Here is a 20,916-nt window from a genome sequence, read left to right on the forward strand (position 1 = left end):
CGTGCCACGCCGCAGCCGTTGGTTGGTGCTCGCCGCCTTCGCCCTGTTGGTCAGCGCCACCCAGATCCTCTGGCTGACCTTCGCACCGATAGCCCGGCAGTCCCGCGACGCGCTCGGCGTCTCCGAGGGAGCGATCGGCGACCTCGCGGTCATCAACCCGCTGATGTTCGTCCTGCTCGCGATACCGGCCGGCCGCTGGCTGGACCGGCGGTTCGGCACCGCATTGGCCGCCGGTGCGCTGCTCACCGCCATCGGCGCCGTGATCCGGACCGTCGACACCTCGTCGTACCAGACGGTCTTCGTCGGTCAGGTGGTGATGTCCGTCGGACAGCCGTTCGTGCTGAACGCCAGCACGAAGGTGGCCGCTCGCTACTTCCCGCCGCTCGAGCGGACCGCGGCGATCTCGGTAGCCAGCGCCGCCCAGTTCGGCGGCATCCTGGTCGCCGCGTTGACCGGAGGGGCGCTGATGGGCGCTGGTGGCCTCGGCTTGGTGCTCGGTCTTCAGGCCGGCTTCGCGGTGGCGGCTGCCGCGGCGGTACTGGTAGCGGTCCGTGTGCCCGCGTCGTACGCGCTCGGCGCGACCGGCGAGACGTCGCTGAGGTGGCTGCGCCGCGATCCGCTGATGTGGCGACTGGCCGGCCTGCTCTTCATCGGGGTCGGCGTGTTCAACGCCGTGGCCACCTGGCTGGACACGATCCTCGTCGACCTGGGTCATCCCGGTGTCGCCGGGACCCTCATTGCGGTGATGACGGTCTTCGGGGTCGGCGGCGCGGCCGTGCTGCCCGGACTCGCCGCGCGCCATGACCGGCGCCGCGCGTTGCTGGTCGCGACCACACTGATCAGCGTGGTCGCGTTCCTGGCCATCGCCGTTGCTCTCGCCTTGCTGTCCGGCGTGCTGTTCGTCGGCGTCCTGCTGGCGCTCGTGGGGTTCGTCCTCCTCGCAGGCCTTCCGATGGCGCTGGACTGGTCGGAGTTGGAGTCGGGTCCCGATCGGGCCGGCACGGCCACGGGGTTCCTGCTGCTCGCCGGCAACCTGGGCGGTGTGGTGGTGGTGCTGATCGTGCAGGCCGCCCTCGGCAATCCCTACCTGGCGATGTCGGCGATGTCGGCGGTCGTGGTACCGGGCCTGCTGCTCGCCGCCCGGCTGCCCAGGCATGCTCGCTCCCACATCGACGACGATCGCCGCTGGCCGGACGAGCGCGTCAAGCCAGCATCCGTGCCATGGTGACCGGTGGCAGCGGCCGGCGCGATGCTCTTCGAATACGGTTGCCGCATCGGCGCGAGCCGGATCAACTACATGAGGAGCACGAAGTGCGCTCACTTGCTGAGCGGGGCGGGGCCACCGCGTGAGGGTCGCGCAACAACCCGTCGTTGCTCGTTGTCGCGCACCCTTGGGTCGTAGTGGTCGACGAACACGGTGCAAACCAGATCGCGGCGACTGTGGACGCCGGTCTTCGCGAAGATGCTCTTGAGGTGCTGCTGCACGGTGACCGGGGCGATCACCAGATCGTCGGCGATCTGCGCGGTGGACTGACCCATCAGCACCAGCCTCGTGATCTCGCGTTCTCGAGGTGTGAGCCCGTAGGCCGCCATCAGCACGCTCGCGATCCGAGCCCTGGCAACTGGTTCGATGATGACTGCCGCGCGGGGGCCTACCGGCGTCGTGATCGACGTTCCATGGAGGAGGAGCCACCTTCCAGTGGTGGTACGGACCCGGGCCTGTGCGGGTCCGTCCCAGCCAGTGGCTCGAGCTGCGACCGACAAGAGCGCGGCCGGTGAGCGCTCATGCCCTTCGGTCAACTCCTTCAGCCAGTGTTCTGCCTCCGGGGAGACGGATTCGACCGAGAGACCCTCGCCCATGACCACCAGGCCCGGCGCATCGGGCCAGTCGGGCTCAAGGGCTTCGCCCAGCATCAGACCGCGGCGCACCCCCTCCGCCAGGTGGAGGCCCACCGAGCACAGGAAGTCGAGCTCAACGGCGCTGAACATGGCCTGGCCGGCACACCTGTTGAGGCGCAGGGATCCCCAGGCCTCGCCGGTCCTTGCCCGCAACGCCACGGCGACCTCTTGCTCGATGCCGTGCGGTCGCAGGTACTCACGGAAGACCGGGCTGCGTTCAGGGACCCCGCCGGTCACTTGGTGAAGCGTCTGGACACCCAGATCGCACGCGAGGACGTCGGCGGTCTTGTTCACGTCATCCGCGAGGTATTCCCACTCAAGTTGACCAGCAAGGTCGAAAAAGCACTCACCGTCGAAGTGGACGCTGGTGATCAGCTGGGACGAGGGGTCGATGGTGTTCCAGAACGGTGGCGCACCGCCGACCGGGACAGCGCGACACACCGTTTCGCCCGCCGCCTCGAAGAACGCGCGGGTATGGAGTCCCGCGCGGGCGAGCTGACGGATCCGGGCGCTCGCGTCATCCATCGATAGCCGTGCCATCTGGCCTCCAGACCCCAAGACAGATCAACGATATCGAGCCGCGGCCGCTGAGTTGCCAGGTTTCTGGAATGGACGAACGCCCAACTGACGGAACAGATTTGCAGATATCGGTTCGGTTCGACTGCGGGGAGATGACGCATGACTGACGCAGAGCTGGTTCGGAGGTACGTCGACATCTACAACTCAGGCGACGCCGCCGCCCTCGGGGTCTTCTACGCCGCCGACGTGGTCCTCGTGGATCCCATGTCCCCCGAGCCGATGAAGGGCCGGGAGGCCGTGCTCGCGACCGCCTCGGCGTTCCGGAGGGCGTTCCCCGACATGCTCTGGACCCTGACCGGTGATCCGGTCGTGGGAAGCGGAGCCATCGCCTGGGAGCTGCACGCCACCGGCACCATGACAGGTCCTATGCCCGGGCCCGACGGTGAGATCCTCGCCACCGGCAAGCCCTTCGCCGTGGACATGGCAATCTTCTGGACTCTCGGCACAGGCGACCTGATCGTGGAGGAATGTGCGTACTTTGACTCGACAGGGATGTTGGCGCAGCTCGGCCTCATGGGCTGACGGCACCGACGACGAAGCCACTTCGGCTGTCCCAGCGGCGGAGGTGGAAGAGCCCCTGCGCGATGAGCGGGTTCGGAGGCTGCCAGGTGAGTGACGTCTCGGTGATCGGGACCGGGGCGATGGGCACCGCGCTGGTGGAGGCTCTGAAAGCCTCTGGTGCCGACGTGACTGTCTGGAACCGGACCAAGGCGAAGGCCGAGGTGCTTTCCGGCCTGAGGGTGCATCTGGCGGAGTCGGTGAACGTGGCGCTGATGTCGAGCCCGCTGACGATCATGTCGGTCTCGGATCACGACGTGGCGCGCATCCTCGTAGAAGGCGCAGGACAAGTCCTCAGAGGAAGCGTCGTTGCCTCCACCTCGTTCGTCACCGCCGACCAAGCGCAAGAGTTCGAAGCCGTGGTGAGCGCAGCTGGAGGGGCGTACCTTGACTTGGAGATCGCTGCCGGACCCCGCCAGGTCCGAGCCAGGGCCGGCGTCTTCCTCGTCTCGGGGCATCGAACGGCCTTCGAGGCGCACCGCGAGCGGCTCGAGCGGATTGGGCGCGTCACCTATGTGAACGCAGCTCCCGCCTCGGCGTACTTGAGCGGCATGGCAGTTCAGCTCGGGTTCCTTCCCATGGCTGTCGGCCTCCTCCAAGGGGCGCGCATCGCCGAGTCCCAGGACATCCCCCGCGAGGTATTCAGAAAGGGCGTCCTGGACTTCTACCAATTCCACATCGAGCAGCTGCTCGACCAGATCGTCGCACCGCCGGACCGGTCAGAACCCGTGGTGGAAGTCCCCGTGGACGTGATGGCCGCGTGGGCAGCGGAGTACGGCGCAGCCCTGCGGGAGATGGGCATCGACCCAGGAATGTACGACGCGCTCCACCGCTTGTTCACTGCCGCTTCCGAATCGGGCCACGGGGAGACCGACTGGACTTGCATCGCGGAGCACGTGGCGACGCGCTGAGGAACTCTGGCTGCGACGGATGCGCCGGGCAGGCTCGGATGACGGACGGCCATCGACGATGGTGCAGCTGAACACTGCCTGGTGCACCCCGGGGGTGCACGCCCCAGACGAAACGGGAGCCAACCGGAGGTATCAGGACGCCGGTTTCACGCTCAGGACGGTGTTCGGCGCGTGAGGGAGCGTCGTGCTCCTACGGTTCAACTCCTCCCTCGCGCACGTAGTGACAGGCCCCGGGTCCTCGGATCCGGGGCTTCGTCCTTTCAGGAGCGGGCCGTCCGGCGACGCAGCGCCCCTATCGCGTGGTCTCACCGCTGACTCAGGCATAGGTCGACGCGGTCTCGACCAGCACCTCGTGGAGGGCGAGCTCAGCGGCGCTCCGGACGCGGCCGGGCCGGTGCGCGACCAGGACCCGCCGAGAGGGCGCGGTGTCACCCAAGGAGACGACCCGCACGTCGGGGTGCTGGTTGACGGTGGCCGTCCTGGGCGCCAGGGCGATGCCGAGGCCGACGCTGACCATGGCCTGGGCCTCCTGGTAGTCGTTGGCCTGGAAGGCGATGGTCGGGGTGAAGCCGGCGGCCACGGCGCTGCGCTGCAGCACCTCGACGACCGGGTGTCCTCCGGCGCGGATGATCCAGGGCTCGTCGGCGAGGTCGGCCATGCGGACGGTACGGCGCCGGGCCAGGCGGTGGGTGGAGCCGACGAGCAGCACGGTGGGGTCGTTGAAGAGCTCGGTCAGCACCAGCTCGTCGTTGTTGATCCGCTGCCACTCGTAGTCCCACAGGAAAGACATCGCGACTGTGCCCTCCTCGAGCATGCGCACGAGGTGGTCTTCCCGGCCGCTGCTGATCGTCAGCGTGATGTTGGGGTAGAGCTCGCGGTAGCGGCGGACCGCCAGCGGCAGGAACGAGCTGCCGACCGTGGGAAAGGTTCCCAGGGTGACACTGCCGCGCCGGACGCCGGCGATCTCCGCGAGATCGGACTCCGCGGCCGCCAGTTGGCGGAGGACTTTGCGGGCGTGCGTGGCCAGCACCAAGCCTGCGTCTGTCGCCGTCATGCCGCGCGCGTGACGGTCGAGGAGCGGTTGTCCAGCCTCGCGCTCGAGCCTCAGGAGCTGTTGGGAGATCGCGGAAGGCGTGTATCCCAAGGCGGCAGCGGCGCTGGTGACCGACCCCTCCTCACCGATCGCATTCATGGTCATGGCCGCCCGAACAGCCGACACGGTCCGAAAATCCTTACACGCCCTTAGTCTCGATCCACCGATGAGGTTGGTCGGGTGAGCGCCTGGTGAGTGAGAGTGCCCTTACGTGCTCGACCGACCCTGCCCTTTCCGGGTCTCTTGAGCGATCCGGGCGGAGTCTGTTCGTAGTTCAACTCGTTGCGTTGAAAGCAGACCACGTTCGAGTGCCCCAAGAGGGTGAGGTTCTCCTCTCGGATGAACAGGTCTGCGTCGATGATCGACTCCCGCATCTCGGGCGCCGTGTTGTGCGCGAACCCTCGGTTCTTGGCGGCACGCCGTTTGCGCTTCTCGCCGTACTGGATGACAGCCACCCCGGTGGGGGATAAGACCCGTCGGATCTCCCGGAGATACGCATCACGGATAGGTCGCTCGAGGTGCACGAAGACACCGAAACTGAAAACGTACTCGATCGACTGGTCAGGAATCCCCGGCAGCGTGGTCCCGTCGTTCAGCACCGGAGTGACCCGAGGAGACCTGATTCCACGGGCCAACTCGTCGAGCAGCTCCTGGTGGTAGTCGACGGCGTACAGCCGTCGGAAGCCCATGAGCATCTGGGTCCACCGGCCGCCGCCGGGTCCGATCTCGACCGCGTCCACAGTCGGGTCGAGGTAAGGAGCGATGTATTTCTTCGCGAAGAATTGAAGGTGGGGGGCGGTAGCCGGGTCGCCCCAATGCAGGCCGTACAGCTCCTGGCTCGGGTGCTCATCGCGGCCAGCCCTCAGCATGTCCAGGTGGATCGTGTCATCGAGATCCGGCATGCGTTGGGACTCCAGGTGAAAGTCGGCGTGTCCGCGAACTCTAACCGCTCGTGAGCCGAAGCCAGAGCGGGAGGAGCACCGCACGTCAACCTTTATGCAAAGTTGTTGAGATCGGGACCCTTCTTCTCCCAATCTCGTCGCAGTGGCCGGGGAGCCGCTCTATCATGATGACGCGCCCTGGGGAGGGGTCGCCGACCTCGGTCGCTCTGACACTGGAATGGGAACCCCATGTCACCCGCAAAATCTGTTGTCGCCGCGCTCGCCGCGGCCATGTTGACGACCACCGGACTCGCAGGGACCGCCGTCCCGGCCTCCAGCACTGAGGTTCGCGCATTTACCGCGACGACTGCGGACGAGACCCAGGCAGCCCGCGCAGTCCGCCAGCGCGGCAAACTGCTGATGTACCCCCAGCTGGCGCACCCCGGAGCCAAGCCGATGAGCCCGAGCCGGGCGAAGAGCTCGATGGCGGCGAAGTTCAAGCCTGCAAAGCGTGGCCGAACCGTGGTTCTCCAGCGACAGCGGGGGAAGAGTTGGGTCAACGTCGCCAAGGCTCGGCAGGACGGTCGCGGGATCGCCGAATTCAACGCCCCCTACGCACGCCGGGGCAAGGTCCAGACCTATCGCGCCTACACGGTGAGATACAAGGGGCTGCCGAAGACGACCACCCGCGCCGTCTCGGCAGCCAAGTGGGGCAACGCAGACCTCAGTGATACTTTCGACGGCTCGGCGCTGCCGGCCAATTGGGCGCACCGTCCGACGAATCCGCCCTATCAGGGGAAGCGGAAGTGCGCGGTCGCGCGCGACCACCCCGACAACATCCTTGTCTCCGGAGGAGCCCTGCGCCTGAGCGTGACGAGGAACCCGCGGGGTCGACTGATCGGGAAAGACCCCCTCACCGGAAACCCGATCTACCAGAAGAGGTGTCGGACCGACTACGGCAACTACGACTACCGGTACACCGGTCACGTCTCGACTCAACACAGCAAGGCGTTCAAGTACGGCTTCGCCGCCGCGCGGCTGAAGTTCCACCGAGAGGCCGGCCAGCACGGTGGGTTGTGGCTGATGCCCGCCACCAGCACCGTCGACAACCCCGGCACCGAGATCGACGTGATCGAGTTCTTCGGCGACCGTGCCAACAACAACACCGAGATGAGCAGCTTCGTGCAGCGGGTTTGGACCGGAGACAAGGACAACACCTGCGGCCTGGTCAGCAACACTCGCCGTTACGGCAGCGACTGGTGGACGAAGTACCACGTCTTCTCGGTCGAGTGGACCAGGAAGGGTTACACCTTCCGGATCGACGGCAAGAAGACCTGCCGCACCAGCAGGCTCGTCTCGCACACCGCGGAGTACCTCATCCTCAGCATCCAGGCCAACGACTACGAGCTGAAGTACAGCAAGAACCTGCCACAGCACATGTACGTCGACTGGGTGCGCTTCTGGCAGCTGTGACCGGCCTCTGATCGAGCCTCAGGCGACGTACGGCGACGCGTCCGACTCGCTCACGAGCGCGCGGCCCGCAGCCTCCCAGTCGTAGAGGCCGCCGGCCAGGTTGACGACGTCGTAGCCCTGGCGGGCGAGGTAGCCGACCACCTGCGCCGAGCGACTGCCGACCTTGCACACCGCGAGCGTGTGCGCGTCGGGCAGGTCGCCCAGCCGGTCGGGCAGCTCCATCATCGGGATGTGCAGGGCGCCGTCGATGTGGCCGGCCTCCCACTCGAAGTGCTCTCGGGCGGTCCGCGAGCGGCTTGCCGCCGGTCTGGCAGGTCGGACAGTACTGCAGGCTCGAGTCGGCGAACGAGACCTCGCGCACGGTGTCGCCACAGTCCGGACAGGCTTGTCCGGTGCGGCCGTGCACCGCGAGGTTCGACCTCTTCTCGGCCTGGAGCTCGCTGGCGGCCAGTCCGCGGGACCGGTCGACCGCGTCGCCCAGGGTCTCCTTGACCGCAGCGAAGAGCGTGGCGAGCTCGTCGTGGGTGAGGCTGTCGGCCGGCTTGAACGGGCTCATCCGCGCGGCGTGCAGGATCTCGTCGGAGTAGGCGTTGCCGATGCCGGCGATGGTGCCCTGATGTCGCAGCACGCCCTTTGATCTGCTTGCGTCCCTCGGACTCCAGGATCGCGGCGAGCGCATCGCGGGTGAAGCCGTCGTCGAGCGGGTCGGGGCCGAGCCGCGCGATGCCTGCGACGTCGGCCGGCGAGCGGACCAGGTAGAGCGCGAGCGACTTCCTGGTGCCGGCCTCGGTCACGTCGAGACCCGACGTCAGCCCGTCCACCTCGTGCAGGCCGCTGGCCTCGATGTCGAGGAACTTGCCGTGCCGCCGTACGTCGTCTACCAGGGTGCCCTCGATCGCCGACAACGGCGGGTCGTAGGTCTTCAGCGCACTGAACGCCGCGATGTGGACCTTGGTGATCGCACGACCGGCCAGCCGGCCACGGAGATCCAGGGCCAGCGCCTCGACCTCGGGCGGCTCGGGCACGTTGCCGAGGTTAGGGCGTGTAAGGAACTTTCGGACCGTGTCGGCTGTTCGGGCGGCCATGACCATGAGTGCGAGTTGGACCGATCGGCAGCTTCGAGCGAGGTATGAGGTCTTGTTGCCACATCTGGACGAGCGGGCTCGGCGGCTGGTGCTGGGGGCTGACGCACAGGCGATTGGCCATGGCGGGATCGCGGCGGTGGCTCGTGCTGCCGCGGGTCGACCCGAAGACCGTGACCGCCGGCCTCGACGAGCTCGACTCCGGAACCGAGCCGTTGTCGCCGGGGCGGGTGCGTCGACCGGGTGCGGGCCGACCGCGCGTCGAGGAGATCGATCCGGGTCTGGTGCCGGCGCTGCTGGAATGGTCGAGCCCGCTCGCCGCGGGGATCCGATGACCGGGTTGTGCTGGACCAGCCTGTCCACCCGTCGGCTGGCCGCCAAGCTCACCGCTGCGGGTCACTGGGTCTCGCATACGACGGTGGCCCGGCTGCTGAAAGCCAACGGGTTCAGCCTGCAGGCATGTGCCAAGACCATCGAGGGTGCTGCGCATCCTGACCGTGATGCCCAGTTCGACTATCTGGCCGCCCAGGTCGCCGACCACCACGCCGCCGGGGACCCGGTGATCAGCGTGGACACCAAGAAGAAGGAGTTGGTCGGGGGTACAAGAACCCAGGCCGGGAGTGGGCCCCGGCCGGGTCGCCGCCGAAGGTGAACGTGCACGACTTCATCGGCGAGCAGGGCAGGGCCAACCCCTACGGGGTCTACGACATCGGCGCCAACACCGGCTGGGTGAGCGTGGGCACCAGCCACGACACCCCCGCCTTCGCCGTGAACACCATCCGCACCTGGTGGCAGCAGGTCGGCCGCGATCTCTATCCCGCCGCGACCAGGTTGATGATCACCGCCGACGGCGGCGGCTCCAACGGCTACCGGGTCCGGGCATGGAAGACCGAGCTCGCCAGACTCGCCGCCGAGATCGGGCTGGGGATCACCGTCGCTCACCTGCCGCCGGGCACCAGCAAGTGGAACAAGATCGAGCACCGGCTCTTCTCCCACATCTCGATGAACTGGCGTGGCCGACCTCTGGCCAGCCACGACGTCATCGTCAACACCATCGCCGCAACCACCACCGCCACCGGGCTGAAAGTGCGTGCCGTCCTCGACACCCGCGACTACCCCGCCGGGGTCAAGATCCCCCGCCGGTGGCGATCAGGCCCCACGAGCAGACGTCACGGCGGGGCGGGCCGCATGATGGGGTTCATGCGCAACCCGTTCGAGGACCCCGAGACCAGCTTCCGCGAGCGGTACCAGACGCTCCTGCCCCTCCTCGGTCAGTCCCAGACCCGGCTCGTGCTCGCCGCCGACGCCAACGACCTGATCGCACACGGATTCCCCAACGGGATCGACATCGTCGCGCGCGCCGCCGACGTCGGCCCCGACACCGTCCGCCACGGCATAGCCGAACTCGCCGCCCTCAACACGCCAACTAGTAGCTGACGAGCCCTTACGTGCGGAGGCTTGCCCTCGCGGTGTTCGGCTGTCGCTCCTGCCTCGGCGTCGGTCTCCTTCCTGGCCGCGCGTTCGTGTGCCTCAGTCACCTAAGTCCCGCGGTGTGCCGCGAGCGATCACCAGGCGCGTACTGATTTCTGGCGCGTGCTCCCGCGCGGCAGGGTCAGGACCACAGCGCGGAGCAAGGAAGGGCCCAGAGGCGGTCGCCGAAGGGCAGCGGTTGTTTGCCGGTGTACAGCACCACTCCCATCGCAAAGCGGTCCTTCGACTTGTCGCGCAGGTACGTGAGCCCCTTGAAGTTGTGCTGGGGCAGGTGCTCGATAGAGTGCGGGGCAGCAGGGTCCCCGTCGAGCAGCGGGATCTCGTAGGAGTTCGACTGCAGGCTGAGGATCAGGAACTGGTGCCGACCGGAGACGCCCTTCTTCGAGCGGCACGACTCCTTGCCGTCGATCCGGAAGACGTACTGCCTGGGCGTCCCCTCGAGCGAGAACACGACCCGCAGGTCCGCGTCGACTGCCGAGATCGGCGCCGCATAGCGGCGACCAGACGCGGTCAAAAGCGCTTGTGCGAGGGGTGGGGACCCGACTTTCGGGAGACTGACAGGTTCCGGTCCGGCCGCGATGCCCCATACTGGGCAAGGACCACGGGAGCGCCGGCCATGGGGCAGCGGCACGAATCTGCGACGGAGAACGATGAAGGCGGAGGCCTCGACCTATTTCCGTCACGGTGAGTACCGGATCGATCATCTGACGCACATCTCGCGGCGGCACCGCGTCGTCTACCTCGAAGTGCCCAAGACCGGCTGCACTGTCATCAAGCGGGTCCTGCAACACAGCGAGTCGGGCGGGACCCAGCCGAGCCCCGGTGTGTCGGTGCACCAGCGCGACGCGTCGCCTCTAGGGGCGCCGCTCCGGGACGGCTTCGACCTCGACGAGCTGTTCGGGGAGCACAGCCCATGGCTGACCTTCGCGTTCGTCCGGAACCCCTACTCTCGGCTCTTGTCCTGCTACCTGGACAAGATCGGGCCTCCGCACCGCCGCAGCTATCGAGACGTGAAGGTGCACAACCTCGGGTTGGCCCCCGACGACAAGGTCTCTTTCCGAGAGTTCCTGGAGAGAGTCTCGGAGCAGCCAAAGAGGAAGATGGACATCCACTGGAGCCCGCAGACCCGCCTGACCGGCTGGGGGAAGATCAGTCTCGACTTCATCGGCCGCTTCGAGAGCTTCGAAGCGGACCTACGCCGCCTCATGACGGTCTCCGGAGTGACAGCACCCGATGAGCTCCTCACCCGCCGCGCCGGGCACGCCACCGACGCACATCGACGGCTCGACGAGTACTACTCCGACGACCGCTGCGCGACCCTGGTCCGCGAGATCTACGCACGAGACTTCGATGCGTTCGGCTACGGCCGCGACGTCAGATTCGCCTGAGTACCGGACACGCGGCTGAGCGACCGGCGTCAACGGCGCAGGGACCGGCCGAGGGGGGTGAGCTCGCACTCCACCGCCGCCGCAGTCCCCGCATGAAAGAAGTTGCTCCCGGCCAGACGAATCTGGCCGGGAGCTTCGTGGGTTGCGGCAGGGGAGCCCTACTTCGAGGTCGCGCTGTCGAGGTCGACGGCGACGATGCTCGGGTCGACGACCTGACCGGAGTACGGCGACTGCTGGCCCTCGCAGGTCATGGTGATCTCGCCGCCGCCCTCGGAGTCGATGGCGAGACCGGTGAGGCTGATCGTGCCGAGGTCGCCACCGGGGGCGACCCGGACCTCGGAGGTGGCGATGGTGCTGCTGTACTCACCGACCGGCTGCGTGAGCTCGCAGCTGAAGTCGTTGACGTCGCCGCCGTTGGTGATGTTGGCCGACGCCGTCACCAGGTAGTTCTTGCCCTCCGGCACCTCGAACTTGAAGATCGTCTTGTCCGCGTTGCCCGAGCTGATGTTGTGGAACTGCAGCGAGTCGTAGTACGCGTCCGAGCCGTCGGTGAACGCGGTCCGCGTCGACGAGTTGAGGTCGCTCTTGTTGAGGGATCCGGCCAGGACCTCCGGGCCCTGGACCGAGTCGTTGCCGAGGTCGACGGCGCGGACCGAGCCGTTGATGATCTGCGGGGAGCCGACGGAGTTGTTGGCAACCCCGGCGGCGTAGGCGACGCCGCCCACGCCGCTGACGGCGATGGCGAGCGCCACGGTGGAGGCGACGTTGGAGTAGTTGAGCTTGTTCATGATGTTCATGGCTGCGGGCCTTTCGGTGGGAGAGGATCGGGTGGGTCTGTCGTTGACCACAACTCTCTCCGCGCAGCTCCCTACGTACATCCGCGATCGCTACGCACCCAAGGCCGTCGAACACGTACGTTGGGTCCCGTCGGCCGGAGCGACCGGCCCCTCGACCTCGGAGGACCACGGATGGGACTGCTGCTCAACCCCTACATCAGCTTCAAGGACAACGCGCGCGACGCGATGGAGTTCTACCGGTCGGTCTTCGGCGGCGAGCTCACCATCAACACCTTCGGCGAGTACGGCGAGAAGTACGCCGAGGGCGCCGACCTGGTCATGCACAGCCAGCTCACCACACCCGGCGGCCTGACGCTGATGGCGTCCGACACCCCCGAGGGCATGGAGTTCACCCCGGGGTCGCAGATCACGATCAGCCTCGCCGGAGACGGCGACGACGCCGACACGGTGCGCAAGTACTGGGAGGCGCTCTCCGAAGGAGCGACCGTGAACGTGCCCCTCGAGAAGCAGGTGTGGGGCGACGAGTTCGGTCAGGTCACCGACCGCTTCGGCATCAGCTGGATGGTCAACATCGGCGGCGGCGCCGCCTAGGGGACAACAGGAGCGAGGTCGCTCACGGAGGACGCCGCCACTCGCCGCTGCCGCTCCACGGTGAAGAGGTAGAACGCCCACCCGAACGAGAAGCTGGTGAAGAGCGTGGCGACGAAGAACAGCCACGGCCGCGCGATCCCGCGGCGCAGGCCGTCGACGATGGTGAGGAGCGGCAGCACCACGACGTTCGCGACCGTGAAGTCCGCGCCGGCCGAGCCGGCCGCTGGGTTGTCGAACATGAGCTCCAGGTACTGCGCCCAGCTACCGTCACCCCAGAGCGGGTTGAAGAACGCGCGGTCCGGCCCGTAGTCGAGGACGAACGTGACGTTGAACCACCACCCCAGCGCGATCGAGACGACACCGACCACGAGATAGGCGATCTCGAGGGTGGAGAATGAAGGGCCGGCTGCGGGACGCCGGAAGATCGCAGGGTTGGACCGCACGATCCACAGCACGACCGCGATGCCGAGCACCGCGTGCACGATGAGGGAGACCATCGCCCGAGGGTCACGCCGTCGTACCAGTTTTGTCAATAGTGACAGAACGCGCGATGCGTGGTCGCCTACGATGCCGCGCATGGCCAGCCCTCCGCAGACCGCGCGCAGCGAGCGCACCCGCGAGGCGCTGCGCCGCGCGGCGATGGTGCGGTTCCTCGCCCAAGGGGTCGAGGAGACCTCGGCCGAGCAGATCGCGCGTGACGCCGGCGTCTCGCTCCGCACGTTCTACCGCCACTTCGGCTCCAAGCACGACCTGCTCTTCGCTGACTACGACGCCGGCTTGCACTGGTTCCGTCGCGCGCTCGCGGACCGGCCGGACGGCGAACCGGTCATCGAGTCCGTCCAGGCCGCGATCTTCGCTTTCCCCTACGACGTCGACGCCGTCACCCAGATCGCCAGCCTGCGCGCCGACGAGCTCGACCCGAGCCGGATCGTGCGCCACATGCGCGAGGTGCAGTCTGACTTCGCGCACGCCGTGCGCGACCACCTGGAGCATCGTTCCGACGACCCCGGGAACGAGGCCTTGGCGATCACGGTGACCGCGCGATGCGTCGCCGCCGCGGTCTTCGCGGGCATGGAGGTCTGGATGCAGCGTGAGGAGCGATCGCTCGCCGACCTGGCCGAGCTGTGCCGCACGGCTCTCACCTCCATCGCGGACGGCCTCCCCGTGCGCTGATGATGTTTTGTCACTATTGACGAAACCTGCCGGGGGATGCCAACCTCGCCGGATGGTGTACGACGCGATCGTGGTGGGTGCCGGCCACAACGGACTCACGGCTGCCGTCCTCCTCCAGCAGGCCGGCCTCCGCACGCTGGTGCTGGAGGCGAAGCGGTACGCCGGGGGAATGGCGTCGACGGTCGAGCTCTTCGAGGGCTTCCGGTTCGAGATCGCCGGGTCCCTGCAGTTCCCGACCTCGGCGGTGGTCAGTGCCGCGCTCGGACTCGATGCGTTGCCGACCGTTCCCCTCGAGGTGATGTCGGTGTCGATGCGGGGGATCGGGGACCCGCCGCTCGTCTACTACACCGACGTGATGGAGCTGATGACCCACCTCGACGAGGTGCACGGCTCCGAGGTCGTCGTCGGCATGGCCGAGCTGGCGGCCTGGAGCCAGGCGCCCACCCGGGCGCTCGGCCGGTTCGACGCGGACCGAGCACCGCGCAGCCTCGAGGAGATGTACGCCGTCGCCACCACCGACGCCGAACGGCAGGCGATCACCGACCTGCTCTTCGGCTCCGCGAGCGAGGTCATCGACCGGTTCGTCCCGGACCGGGAGAAGCACGGTGCGCTGCGCGGGATGCTCGCCTTCCTGGCCTGCAACTCCCAGTACCGCGGGCCCGAGACCCCGGGCAGTGCCGCCGGGCTCGCCTACGGGTTCGCGGTCCCGGACGAGAGCGCATCCTTGATGACCAAGCTCGAGGGCGGCATCGGCGCCCTCACCCGGCACCTCGAGGGGCTGTACTCCGACGCCGGCGGAGAGCTGCTGCTCGCCACCTCGGTGGCGGAGATCGTCACGGTCGACGGCGCCGTCGCGGGTGTCCGCACCGCCGACGGCGTCCGGTACGACGCCCCGATCGTCGTGTCGGCGATCGACCCCGGGCTGACCCTCAACGGGTTGGTCGGCGATGCGGTGCCGACGGCCGTGCGGGAGCGGCTCGAGCGGGTCGACCACCGCGGCTCCTACGTGCAGATGCATTTCGCGCTCGACGGTGCGCCGGAGTTCGCGGCGCCGTACGAGCTGCTCAACGACCCCAGGATGCAGGGCGCGATCGGGCTGTTCTCGACGCCGGAGGAGCTGCAGCAGCAGTGGGAGGACTGCCGGCGCGGGATCGTGCCGGCTGATCCCGCCGTCGCGTTCCAGATCCCGTCCGCCCAGGACCCGGGCCTCGCGCCGCCCGGAAAGCACGCAGCGTCGGCGTACTCCCTCTGGTTCCCGGTCGAGGGTGATGACGCGGGCGACTTCGGCGCCCGGAAGGCCGAGATGGGGCAGCGGGTCATCGACAAGATCTCCCGCATCGCACCGGGCTTCGAGAGCCTCATCCTCAAGCACACGACGTTCACGCCGAAGCACATGGGGACCATGTTCGGAGCGCCGTCCGGTGACTGGTGCCACGGCCTGATCCATCCCGACCAGATGGGCCCCTACCGCCCCGGCCCGGCGGGCTGGAACGACCTGCCGCACGGGATCGATGGCCTGTTCCTCGGCTCGGCCGGCTGCCACGGAGGCCCCGGCATCACCTTCATCCCCGGCTACAACGCCGCCCAGGCCGTCCTGGCCCGCCGCTGACCCGCGGCCGACGGGCCGTCACCCTGCATGACGTCAAGCAGGGCAACCGCCGCGTCGCCCTGCGGGACGTCAAGCAGGGCAACTGCCGCGTCACCCTGCATGACGTCACGCAGGAGGGTCCCCCGGGGGTTACGCCGCGCCGCGGAGGACCAGCTCGACGTCGCCGAGGTCGATGTCGCCGTCGACGGTGAGCTGCTGCTGCTCGGCCTCGAGCCAGCCCGCTGTGCCCGGCTGGGTGGGGAAGTAGACCCACAGGCTGCGGGCCCACACCTCGTCGCGCGGCGTCACCGCCAGGCCGCCGGTGGCCTCCCCGCTCGGGAGCCGCTGGATCGTGAACTCGCCGGAGGCGCCACGGGTGCGGGCCCGGGTGGGGTGCTCGGTGGTCGGGTTGGTGACCAGGCCGGCCGGGTAGTTGACCTCGTAGCCGATGTTGGTGATCACCGGCAGGTCGGTGCCCTCGTAGACGAGGCGGCCGGTGAGGGTGTGACCGGTGGCGAGGGGCACGTCGTACCGCCGCGAGGCCCAGATCTTCACGTCCTCGTGGCAGACGGCGGTGTAGTTGTGCGGGAACCCGTCCGCCGCGACCATCCACTCACCGGGCACCAGGCCGCGGATCACGTAGCGGCCCGCGGCGTCGGCCTGCTCGATCTCGTGGAAGCCGCCGTTGATGAACGGCGTGTCGACGGGGCAGAGGTCGCTCGTGGTCGCCTCGACCACCGCGTGCGGCGCCGTCCGGCCGCGCAGGGTGAGCAGCGGCTTGTCGAGCCGCAGCCTGCCGAGGTCGTAGGCGGCGCGCAGGCTGCGGACCCGGAAGGTGCGGAGGCCGTAGCCGTCGCCGTCCTTGGCGGCGAGCGTGTAGGTGCCGCGGCGCAGGCCGGGGTACGTCGCGGTGCCGTCCTCGCGGATCAGGTTCGGGTACAGCACGTTGCCGCGGCTGTCCCGCAGCTCGCTGTCGACCCGGCCCTCGGTGCCGCGCAGGTGCACGGTGGCGCTGGCGCCGCGCGTCAGCGGCACGGTTGCCCTGACCCGGTCGTCGCCGTCCGCGACGGTCACCGGCGTCGAGCCGAGGATGAAGGCTCCGCCCTGACGCAGCACGCCGACCTGGTACTCACCCGGGGTGAGGCCGGTGAACCGGAAGGTCCCGCGCTGCGTGGTGAACAGGCTGGCGATCAGGTCGCCGTTGCTGTGCGCGAGGAAGATCTCGGTACGACGAGCCGGGTCGCCCGTCCGCCGGTCGACCGCCGTGCCGGCGAGCGTGGTGCCGTGGTCGAGCGTGCCGGCCACGTGGCCGGGGTTCTCGGCGTCGATGGTGACCGCGTCCGACTCCCACGGGACGGTGCCGAAGCCGCCGGCCCGCAGGTAGTAGGTGCCGGGTGCGAGGCCGTCGATCGAGAACCGGCCCTCGCCGTCGGTCTGCCCGTCGAGGCTCTTGGTGTCGTTGAGCCGCATCACCTGGATGCTCTCGAAGCGGGCGCCGGTGAGGGTGCCCTCGATCTTCGCGGTGGGCTGGACCTCGATCGTGCCGACCTCGAGGTCGGTGCCGCTGGCGTCGTACAGGTCGGTGTGCTGGAGCCAGCTGTCGTACTGGCCGTCGGGGCCGACGTACCGGATCAGGTGGTCGGCCTCGGTCAGCTGGGTGCAGGTCGCCCGTCGCTCCTCGTCGTGGTCGCAGACCTGGACGAGGAAGCCGTGCCGGTCCTGGCGCACCCGGAACTTGCCGTCGGCGTCGGTGACCGCCCACCGGTCGGTGGTGTCGTCGAGCATCCCGAACTCGGGGATCTCGCGCGGCGGCAGCACGTTGACGAGCGCGCCTTCGACGGGATCGCCGGAGCGGTCGACGACGACGCCGGTCACCCAGCCGAGCCCGCTCGGGTCGGCAGCGGCTGCGGGGGAGGTCAGGACGGGGAGGGTGGTCGCCAGGCCGGCGGTGAGGACCGCGGCTGCGGCGAGGGTGAAGCGCGGGGTGGTCACGGTGGTTCCTTCTTCCAGTGGGGTTGCGGGTGAAGGACGCGACCGGTCCGCGGATGGTTGCAACGGACTCATCCCTGAGGATGATCGGGATACTGGGCGGCATGCCTGACGAGCCGGACGCTGAGTCGCACGCGCCGATGCCCGGCGCCGAGGCGCTCACCGAGCCGCTGCGCTCCCGCTGGAGCCCGAGCATCTTCGACGCCGGGCACCGGCTGTCGGCGTCCGAGATCGTCAGCCTCCTGCACGCGGCGCAGTGGGCGCCGAGCAGCGGCAACCTCCAGCCGTGGCGGTTCGTGGTGGCGGAGCGCGGCGACGTCGCCCACCAGGCGCTGGTGCCGCACCTGAGCCGCGGCAACTCCGGGTGGGTGCCCCGGGCCTCGGTGGTGTTCCTCGCTGCGACCCAGGTCGCGGACGCTCCCGACCGTGCCGAGACCGAGAAGCCGGTCGATGTGCCGATCAACATCTACTGCCTCGGGCAGGCCGCCGCGCACCTCACCCTCCAGGCACAGGCGATGGGGCTGTGGGCGCACCAGTTCGGCGGGCTCGACAAGGAGGCGGTCTCCGACCGGCTCGGCTTCCCGCCGTACTGGCGGATCGTCGCCGGCATCGCGGTCGGCGTCCGTGGCAACCCCGCCGAGGTCTCCGAGCGCGACCAGCAGCGCGAGCACCGGGTGCGGGTCCGCAAGGAGCTCGCGGAGATCGCGTACGGCGACGCGTGGGGCGTGCCGTGGGCACCTGCAACAATGGCGTGATGCCAACCCTCCACGACTTCAAAGCGGCGGACATCAACGGCGCGGCGATCGATCTCGGGTCGTACGACGGATCGGTCGTCCTCCTCGTCAACACCGCGTCGAAGTGCGGCTTCACGCCGCAGTACGCGGGTCTGCAGCGGCTCCACGACGACTACGCCGACCAGGGCTTCGCCGTACTCGGCTTCCCGTGCGACCAGTTCGGTCACCAGGAGCCCGGTGACGAGTCCGAGATCGCGGCGTTCTGCGACAAGGAGTACGGCGTCACGTTCCCCATGTTCGCCAAGGTCGAGGTCAACGGCGACGACGCCCACCCGCTCTTCCAGTGGCTCAAGAGCGAGCAGGGCGGCCTGCTCGGCGGCGCGATCAAGTGGAACTTCACCAAGTTCCTCGTCGGTCGCGACGGCCTGGTGATCGACCGCTTCGGGTCGACGACCAAGCCCGGGAAGATCCGCCCCGACATCGAGGCCGCGCTCGCCCGCTGATCGGCCCGCGCTCCCGACAGCCATTCTCGTCGCGGGCGTCACCTTTCCGCGCGGATGGGTACCTCCCCGCCGAGGGCATGGGGGGAGGGAGCGTAGATCGTGGGAGCACGAGGGAGGACGGGCGAAGCCTGCCCGGAGACGGTCGACGTCGGCGCACTCGTGCCGGTCGTCCAGCGGGTCCTTGCGGGGCGGGTGCCGCAGGCCGACGCCGAGGACCTGGTCCAGGAGACGCTCGCCCGCGTGATCGAGGCGGGCGAGCGGATCGACGCCAGGACCGCCGAGGCGTACGCCATCACGACCGCGCGACACCTGGTGGCCCGCCTGATGCGTGATCGGGAGCGGCTGCACCGCTGCCTGCCCCGGTTGCACGACCCGGGCCAGGTCGCAGGCCCGGACGAGCAGGTGGTGGTGACCGAGAACCGGGTCGCGATGTCCCGGGTCCTCGACCAGCTGAGCCCGGACGACCGGGACCTGCTGGTGGCCCACGAGGCGGAGCGCGCGAGCCTCGGTGTCCTCGCCGAGCGGCGGGGGGCCACCGCTGCCGCGGTGGGGGCGCGCCTGCACCGGCTGCGGTCGAGGCTCCGCGTCGAGTACCTGTTGGCCGACGAGCCCGAGCCGCCGACCGAGCGCTGCCGCACGGTCCTGCTCGCCTTCTCCGCGCGCGACCGGCGCCGCCAGCGGGCCGCCGACGCGGAAGGACACCGCCTGGAGTGCGACTTCTGCGCCCGGGTCGCCGTCCCGCTCCTCGACCTGGACGAGGAGCGCGCGGCCGACGTACGGGTGCCGGTCCGTCAGGACGCCGACATCGTCGCCGCGCGCCGCGCCGTACGACGGGTCGCGCGAGAGGCGGGCCTCGCTGGGTCCGACCTGACGGTCCTGGCCGCCGGCGTCTCCGAGATGGCCCGCAACGTGGTGACCTTCGCCGACCGTGGCGAGCTCCTCGTGGAGCGGGTCACGGCCGACGGGCGCAGTGGCGTGCGCGTGACCATCCGCGACGCGGGGCCCGGCATCCTCGACCCTGAGCGGGCGATGGCCGTCCGGTACAGCACCGGCGACGGCCTCGGCCTCGGCCTGCCGGGAACCCAGCGCCTCATGGATGACTTCGACCTCACGACCCGTCCCGGCCGGGGCACGACGGTGACGATGACGAAGTGGCGCCGGTCGCCCGCCGCCGGCCTTGCTCCCTCGGCTTGAGATGGCCGGCCATCGCGTAGCGGACCTCCGGCGCGACTACCGGACGGCCTTCCTGTGCTACCTGACCAGGCGGGCGGAGGATCCGCTCGTGCGTGCGTACGACCTCGGCCGCGTCGCGGTGACCGAGCGGACCGGCGTGCTCGTGCTGGCCCAGATCCACCACGAGATCCTCGGTGAGGTCCTCAGCGACGCGGCGCCCGACGAGGTCGCGGAGATCGTCGACCGGGCTGGGGAGTTCCTCGGTGAGGTGCTCGCTGCGGTCGAGATGCTCCAGCCGCCGCAGGGCGCGGACTGATCGCGCACCGGGCGAGATTTCCCTCTGGAGGTGCGTCATGCGGGCGGTGCCGCGGGCTCTTCATCCGTGGAGGCCCGGAGATCCCGGGCACCGATCGATCACCAGCCCCAGGAGGAATCCATGATCTGGATGAAGCTCATGGCGGCGTTCACCGCCGTCGCACTCGGCAGCGCCGTCGCCACCCTGCCCGCCCCACCAGCAACCGCCGCTCCGGAGACCGCCGTGACGGCGTAGGCGCCGCGACCCACGGGCGCGACGTTGCCGGTCACCGGGACCCTCGCGGACGGGACCGCGTTCACCGGCGCGCTCGGCAACCTCACGACCGCCGTCGTCGGCGACGTCCTGCAGCTCAGTGGCACCGTCACCGGTACCGGCATCCCGGAGGGCGGGGCGCCGTTCACCGCGTCGATCCAGGAGCTCACGACCTCCGGCGCGGACGGGCCGGGCAGCCGTGCCGGGTGCAGCATCCTCAACCTCGACCTCGGCCCGCTGCACCTCGACCTGCTGGGCCTGGTGATCGATCTGTCGCCGATCAGCCTCGACATCACCGCGGTGCCGGGTGCCGGCAACCTGCTCGGCAACCTCCTCTGCGCGATCGCCGGGCTGCTCGACAACCCGGGCGGGGGTCCGCTCGCCGGCATCTCCAACCTGCTCAACCGGTTGCTCGCCGGACTCGGCCTCGCGGCCTGACCCCACC

22 protein-coding genes and 3 pseudogenes are annotated in these 20,916 nt (G+C 69.1%); 15 read left to right on the top strand and 10 right to left on the bottom strand.

Features of this window, described 5'->3' with window-relative positions:
* Position 1 precedes the first annotated feature (1 nt).
* Positions 2 to 1,228: an MFS transporter gene (locus D0Z08_RS16540; protein WP_118926353.1), complete on the top strand. Its 1,227-nt coding sequence runs from the start codon at positions 2 to 4 to the stop codon at positions 1,226 to 1,228.
* An 89-nt stretch (positions 1,229 to 1,317) separates the two neighbouring features.
* Here D0Z08_RS16540 and D0Z08_RS16545 read toward each other — a convergent pair whose 3' ends face one another.
* Positions 1,318 to 2,058: a helix-turn-helix transcriptional regulator gene (locus tag D0Z08_RS16545; RefSeq protein ID WP_182481344.1), complete on the bottom strand. Its 741-nt coding sequence runs from the start codon at positions 2,056 to 2,058 to the stop codon at positions 1,318 to 1,320.
* 81 nt (positions 2,059 to 2,139) lie between these two features.
* On the opposite strand from D0Z08_RS16545, the gene D0Z08_RS32190 reads away from it, so the two are divergent.
* The 3 genes from D0Z08_RS32190 to D0Z08_RS16555 all read left to right on the top strand — a co-directional run bounded on the left by D0Z08_RS32190 (position 2,140) and on the right by D0Z08_RS16555 (position 3,947).
* A complete protein-coding gene (locus D0Z08_RS32190; protein ID WP_182481345.1) occupies positions 2,140 to 2,430 on the top strand; it encodes a hypothetical protein in 291 nt (96 codons plus the stop codon).
* Between the two features lie 147 nt (positions 2,431 to 2,577).
* Positions 2,578 to 3,000 carry an ester cyclase gene (locus tag D0Z08_RS16550; RefSeq protein ID WP_118926355.1) on the top strand — a complete coding sequence of 141 codons (423 nt, stop codon included), beginning with the start codon at positions 2,578 to 2,580 and terminating at the stop codon, positions 2,998 to 3,000.
* Between the two features lie 62 nt (positions 3,001 to 3,062).
* A complete protein-coding gene (locus D0Z08_RS16555) occupies positions 3,063 to 3,947 on the top strand; it encodes an NAD(P)-binding domain-containing protein (RefSeq protein WP_118926356.1) in 885 nt (294 codons plus the stop codon).
* Between the two features lie 316 nt (positions 3,948 to 4,263).
* Here the strand turns inward: D0Z08_RS16555 and D0Z08_RS16560 are convergent, their stop codons facing one another.
* Together D0Z08_RS16560 and D0Z08_RS16565 are read right to left on the bottom strand one after the other, a co-directional pair.
* Complete coding sequence (locus tag D0Z08_RS16560; protein ID WP_245994033.1) at positions 4,264 to 5,166, bottom strand: LysR family transcriptional regulator; 903 nt, start codon at positions 5,164 to 5,166, stop codon at positions 4,264 to 4,266.
* Between the two features lie 23 nt (positions 5,167 to 5,189).
* Positions 5,190 to 5,942, bottom strand: a complete 753-nt coding sequence (locus tag D0Z08_RS16565) for a class I SAM-dependent methyltransferase (RefSeq protein WP_118926358.1) — start codon at positions 5,940 to 5,942, stop codon at positions 5,190 to 5,192.
* Between the two features lie 228 nt (positions 5,943 to 6,170).
* Here D0Z08_RS16565 and D0Z08_RS16570 point away from each other — a divergent pair, with 228 nt between their 5' ends.
* Positions 6,171 to 7,394, top strand: a complete 1,224-nt coding sequence (locus D0Z08_RS16570) for a glycoside hydrolase family 16 protein (protein ID WP_118926359.1) — start codon at positions 6,171 to 6,173, stop codon at positions 7,392 to 7,394.
* Positions 7,395 to 7,412: 18 nt separating this feature from the next.
* Here D0Z08_RS16570 and D0Z08_RS33050 read toward each other — a convergent pair whose 3' ends face one another.
* From D0Z08_RS33050 to D0Z08_RS33590, 3 genes and pseudogenes are all read right to left on the bottom strand, one after another.
* On the bottom strand, positions 7,413 to 7,619 hold the full coding sequence (locus tag D0Z08_RS33050; RefSeq protein WP_245994035.1) for a rhodanese-like domain-containing protein: 207 nt from the start codon (positions 7,617 to 7,619) through the stop codon (positions 7,413 to 7,415).
* Between the two features lie 118 nt (positions 7,620 to 7,737).
* Positions 7,738 to 8,073: pseudogene (locus tag D0Z08_RS33755) on the bottom strand (hypothetical protein); the annotation flags it as partial.
* Positions 8,074 to 8,284: 211 nt separating this feature from the next.
* Positions 8,285 to 8,485, bottom strand: a pseudogene (locus D0Z08_RS33590) (hypothetical protein); the annotation flags it as partial.
* On the opposite strand from D0Z08_RS33590, the pseudogene D0Z08_RS33055 reads away from it, so the two are divergent.
* Positions 8,484 to 9,613, top strand: a pseudogene (locus tag D0Z08_RS33055) (ISAzo13 family transposase); the annotation flags it as partial. The pseudogenes D0Z08_RS33590 and D0Z08_RS33055 sit on opposite strands and share 2 nt — an antisense overlap.
* Positions 9,614 to 10,088: 475 nt before the next feature.
* Here the strand turns inward: D0Z08_RS33055 and D0Z08_RS16595 are convergent.
* Complete coding sequence (locus D0Z08_RS16595; RefSeq protein ID WP_118926363.1) at positions 10,089 to 10,481, bottom strand: hypothetical protein; 393 nt, start codon at positions 10,479 to 10,481, stop codon at positions 10,089 to 10,091.
* Positions 10,482 to 10,617: 136 nt separating this feature from the next.
* On the opposite strand from D0Z08_RS16595, the gene D0Z08_RS16600 reads away from it, so the two are divergent.
* Positions 10,618 to 11,355: a sulfotransferase family protein gene (locus tag D0Z08_RS16600; RefSeq protein WP_182481349.1), complete on the top strand. Its 738-nt coding sequence runs from the start codon at positions 10,618 to 10,620 to the stop codon at positions 11,353 to 11,355.
* A gap of 158 nt (positions 11,356 to 11,513) precedes the next feature.
* On the opposite strand, the gene D0Z08_RS16605 is transcribed toward D0Z08_RS16600, so the two are convergent.
* Positions 11,514 to 12,152: a hypothetical protein gene (locus D0Z08_RS16605; protein WP_118926365.1), complete on the bottom strand. Its 639-nt coding sequence runs from the start codon at positions 12,150 to 12,152 to the stop codon at positions 11,514 to 11,516.
* 171 nt (positions 12,153 to 12,323) lie between these two features.
* Here D0Z08_RS16605 and D0Z08_RS16610 point away from each other — a divergent pair, with 171 nt between their 5' ends.
* Positions 12,324 to 12,743 carry a VOC family protein gene (locus D0Z08_RS16610; RefSeq protein WP_118926366.1) on the top strand — a complete coding sequence of 140 codons (420 nt, stop codon included), beginning with the start codon at positions 12,324 to 12,326 and terminating at the stop codon, positions 12,741 to 12,743.
* Here the strand turns inward: D0Z08_RS16610 and D0Z08_RS16615 are convergent.
* Positions 12,740 to 13,240 carry a DUF2834 domain-containing protein gene (locus D0Z08_RS16615; protein WP_118926367.1) on the bottom strand — a complete coding sequence of 167 codons (501 nt, stop codon included), beginning with the start codon at positions 13,238 to 13,240 and terminating at the stop codon, positions 12,740 to 12,742. The two genes, D0Z08_RS16610 and D0Z08_RS16615, sit on opposite strands and share 4 nt — an antisense overlap.
* Positions 13,241 to 13,319: 79 nt before the next feature.
* Between D0Z08_RS16615 and D0Z08_RS16620 the strand changes: the two genes are divergently transcribed.
* Entirely contained in the window at positions 13,320 to 13,916 is a 597-nt protein-coding gene (locus tag D0Z08_RS16620; RefSeq protein ID WP_118926368.1) for a TetR/AcrR family transcriptional regulator, read from the top strand.
* 52 nt (positions 13,917 to 13,968) lie between these two features.
* Positions 13,969 to 15,525: a phytoene desaturase family protein gene (locus tag D0Z08_RS16625; RefSeq protein WP_118926369.1), complete on the top strand. Its 1,557-nt coding sequence runs from the start codon at positions 13,969 to 13,971 to the stop codon at positions 15,523 to 15,525.
* A 129-nt stretch (positions 15,526 to 15,654) separates the two neighbouring features.
* Here D0Z08_RS16625 and D0Z08_RS16630 read toward each other — a convergent pair whose 3' ends face one another.
* Positions 15,655 to 17,496 (bottom strand): carboxypeptidase-like regulatory domain-containing protein, encoded by a 1,842-nt coding sequence (locus tag D0Z08_RS16630; RefSeq protein WP_182481350.1) that lies wholly within the window; start codon positions 17,494 to 17,496, stop codon positions 15,655 to 15,657.
* Positions 17,497 to 17,597: 101 nt separating this feature from the next.
* Here D0Z08_RS16630 and D0Z08_RS16635 point away from each other — a divergent pair, with 101 nt between their 5' ends.
* The 5 genes from D0Z08_RS16635 to D0Z08_RS32205 all read left to right on the top strand — a co-directional run bounded on the left by D0Z08_RS16635 (position 17,598) and on the right by D0Z08_RS32205 (position 20,909).
* Positions 17,598 to 18,248, top strand: coding sequence for a nitroreductase family protein (locus D0Z08_RS16635; protein WP_118926371.1), 651 nt, complete (start codon positions 17,598 to 17,600; stop codon positions 18,246 to 18,248).
* On the top strand, positions 18,248 to 18,730 hold the full coding sequence (locus tag D0Z08_RS16640) for a glutathione peroxidase (protein WP_118926451.1): 483 nt from the start codon (positions 18,248 to 18,250) through the stop codon (positions 18,728 to 18,730). The genes D0Z08_RS16635 and D0Z08_RS16640 overlap by 1 nt, the downstream gene beginning before the upstream one ends.
* Before the next feature lie 99 nt (positions 18,731 to 18,829).
* The gene (locus D0Z08_RS16645; protein ID WP_220454222.1) at positions 18,830 to 19,924 is read left to right on the top strand and encodes a sigma-70 family RNA polymerase sigma factor; all 1,095 of its coding nucleotides are present in this window, start codon (positions 18,830 to 18,832) and stop codon (positions 19,922 to 19,924) included.
* A 1-nt stretch (position 19,925) separates the two neighbouring features.
* A complete protein-coding gene (locus D0Z08_RS16650; RefSeq protein WP_118926373.1) occupies positions 19,926 to 20,219 on the top strand; it encodes a phosphatase RsbU N-terminal domain-containing protein in 294 nt (97 codons plus the stop codon).
* A 258-nt stretch (positions 20,220 to 20,477) separates the two neighbouring features.
* Positions 20,478 to 20,909, top strand: a complete 432-nt coding sequence (locus tag D0Z08_RS32205; RefSeq protein WP_182481351.1) for an ABC transporter substrate-binding protein — start codon at positions 20,478 to 20,480, stop codon at positions 20,907 to 20,909.
* Positions 20,910 to 20,916: the final 7 nt, after the last annotated feature.

Source organism: Nocardioides immobilis (assembly GCF_003515065.1).
In the GTDB taxonomy this organism is placed as follows: Bacteria; Actinomycetota; Actinomycetes; order Propionibacteriales; family Nocardioidaceae; genus Nocardioides; species Nocardioides immobilis.

What these genes read in the sequence shown, in the direction of transcription:
- D0Z08_RS16550 (WP_118926355.1), top strand. Translation starts at nt 2,578, where the DNA reads ATGACTGACGCAGAGCTGGTTCGGAGGTACGTCGACATCTACAACTCA.
- D0Z08_RS16555 (WP_118926356.1), top strand. Translation starts at nt 3,063, where the DNA reads ATGAGCGGGTTCGGAGGCTGCCAGGTGAGTGACGTCTCGGTGATCGGG.
- D0Z08_RS16565 (WP_118926358.1), bottom strand. Translation starts at nt 5,942, where the DNA reads ATGCCGGATCTCGATGACACGATCCACCTGGACATGCTGAGGGCTGGC.
- D0Z08_RS16570 (WP_118926359.1), top strand. Translation starts at nt 6,171, where the DNA reads ATGTCACCCGCAAAATCTGTTGTCGCCGCGCTCGCCGCGGCCATGTTG.
- D0Z08_RS33050 (WP_245994035.1), bottom strand. Translation starts at nt 7,619, where the DNA reads ATGATGGAGCTGCCCGACCGGCTGGGCGACCTGCCCGACGCGCACACG.
- D0Z08_RS16600 (WP_182481349.1), top strand. Translation starts at nt 10,618, where the DNA reads ATGAAGGCGGAGGCCTCGACCTATTTCCGTCACGGTGAGTACCGGATC.
- D0Z08_RS16605 (WP_118926365.1), bottom strand. Translation starts at nt 12,152, where the DNA reads ATGAACATCATGAACAAGCTCAACTACTCCAACGTCGCCTCCACCGTG.
- D0Z08_RS16610 (WP_118926366.1), top strand. Translation starts at nt 12,324, where the DNA reads ATGGGACTGCTGCTCAACCCCTACATCAGCTTCAAGGACAACGCGCGC.
- D0Z08_RS16615 (WP_118926367.1), bottom strand. Translation starts at nt 13,240, where the DNA reads ATGGTCTCCCTCATCGTGCACGCGGTGCTCGGCATCGCGGTCGTGCTG.
- D0Z08_RS16620 (WP_118926368.1), top strand. Translation starts at nt 13,320, where the DNA reads ATGGCCAGCCCTCCGCAGACCGCGCGCAGCGAGCGCACCCGCGAGGCG.
- D0Z08_RS16625 (WP_118926369.1), top strand. Translation starts at nt 13,969, where the DNA reads ATGGTGTACGACGCGATCGTGGTGGGTGCCGGCCACAACGGACTCACG.
- D0Z08_RS16635 (WP_118926371.1), top strand. Translation starts at nt 17,598, where the DNA reads ATGCCTGACGAGCCGGACGCTGAGTCGCACGCGCCGATGCCCGGCGCC.
- D0Z08_RS16640 (WP_118926451.1), top strand. Translation starts at nt 18,248, where the DNA reads ATGCCAACCCTCCACGACTTCAAAGCGGCGGACATCAACGGCGCGGCG.
- D0Z08_RS16650 (WP_118926373.1), top strand. Translation starts at nt 19,926, where the DNA reads ATGGCCGGCCATCGCGTAGCGGACCTCCGGCGCGACTACCGGACGGCC.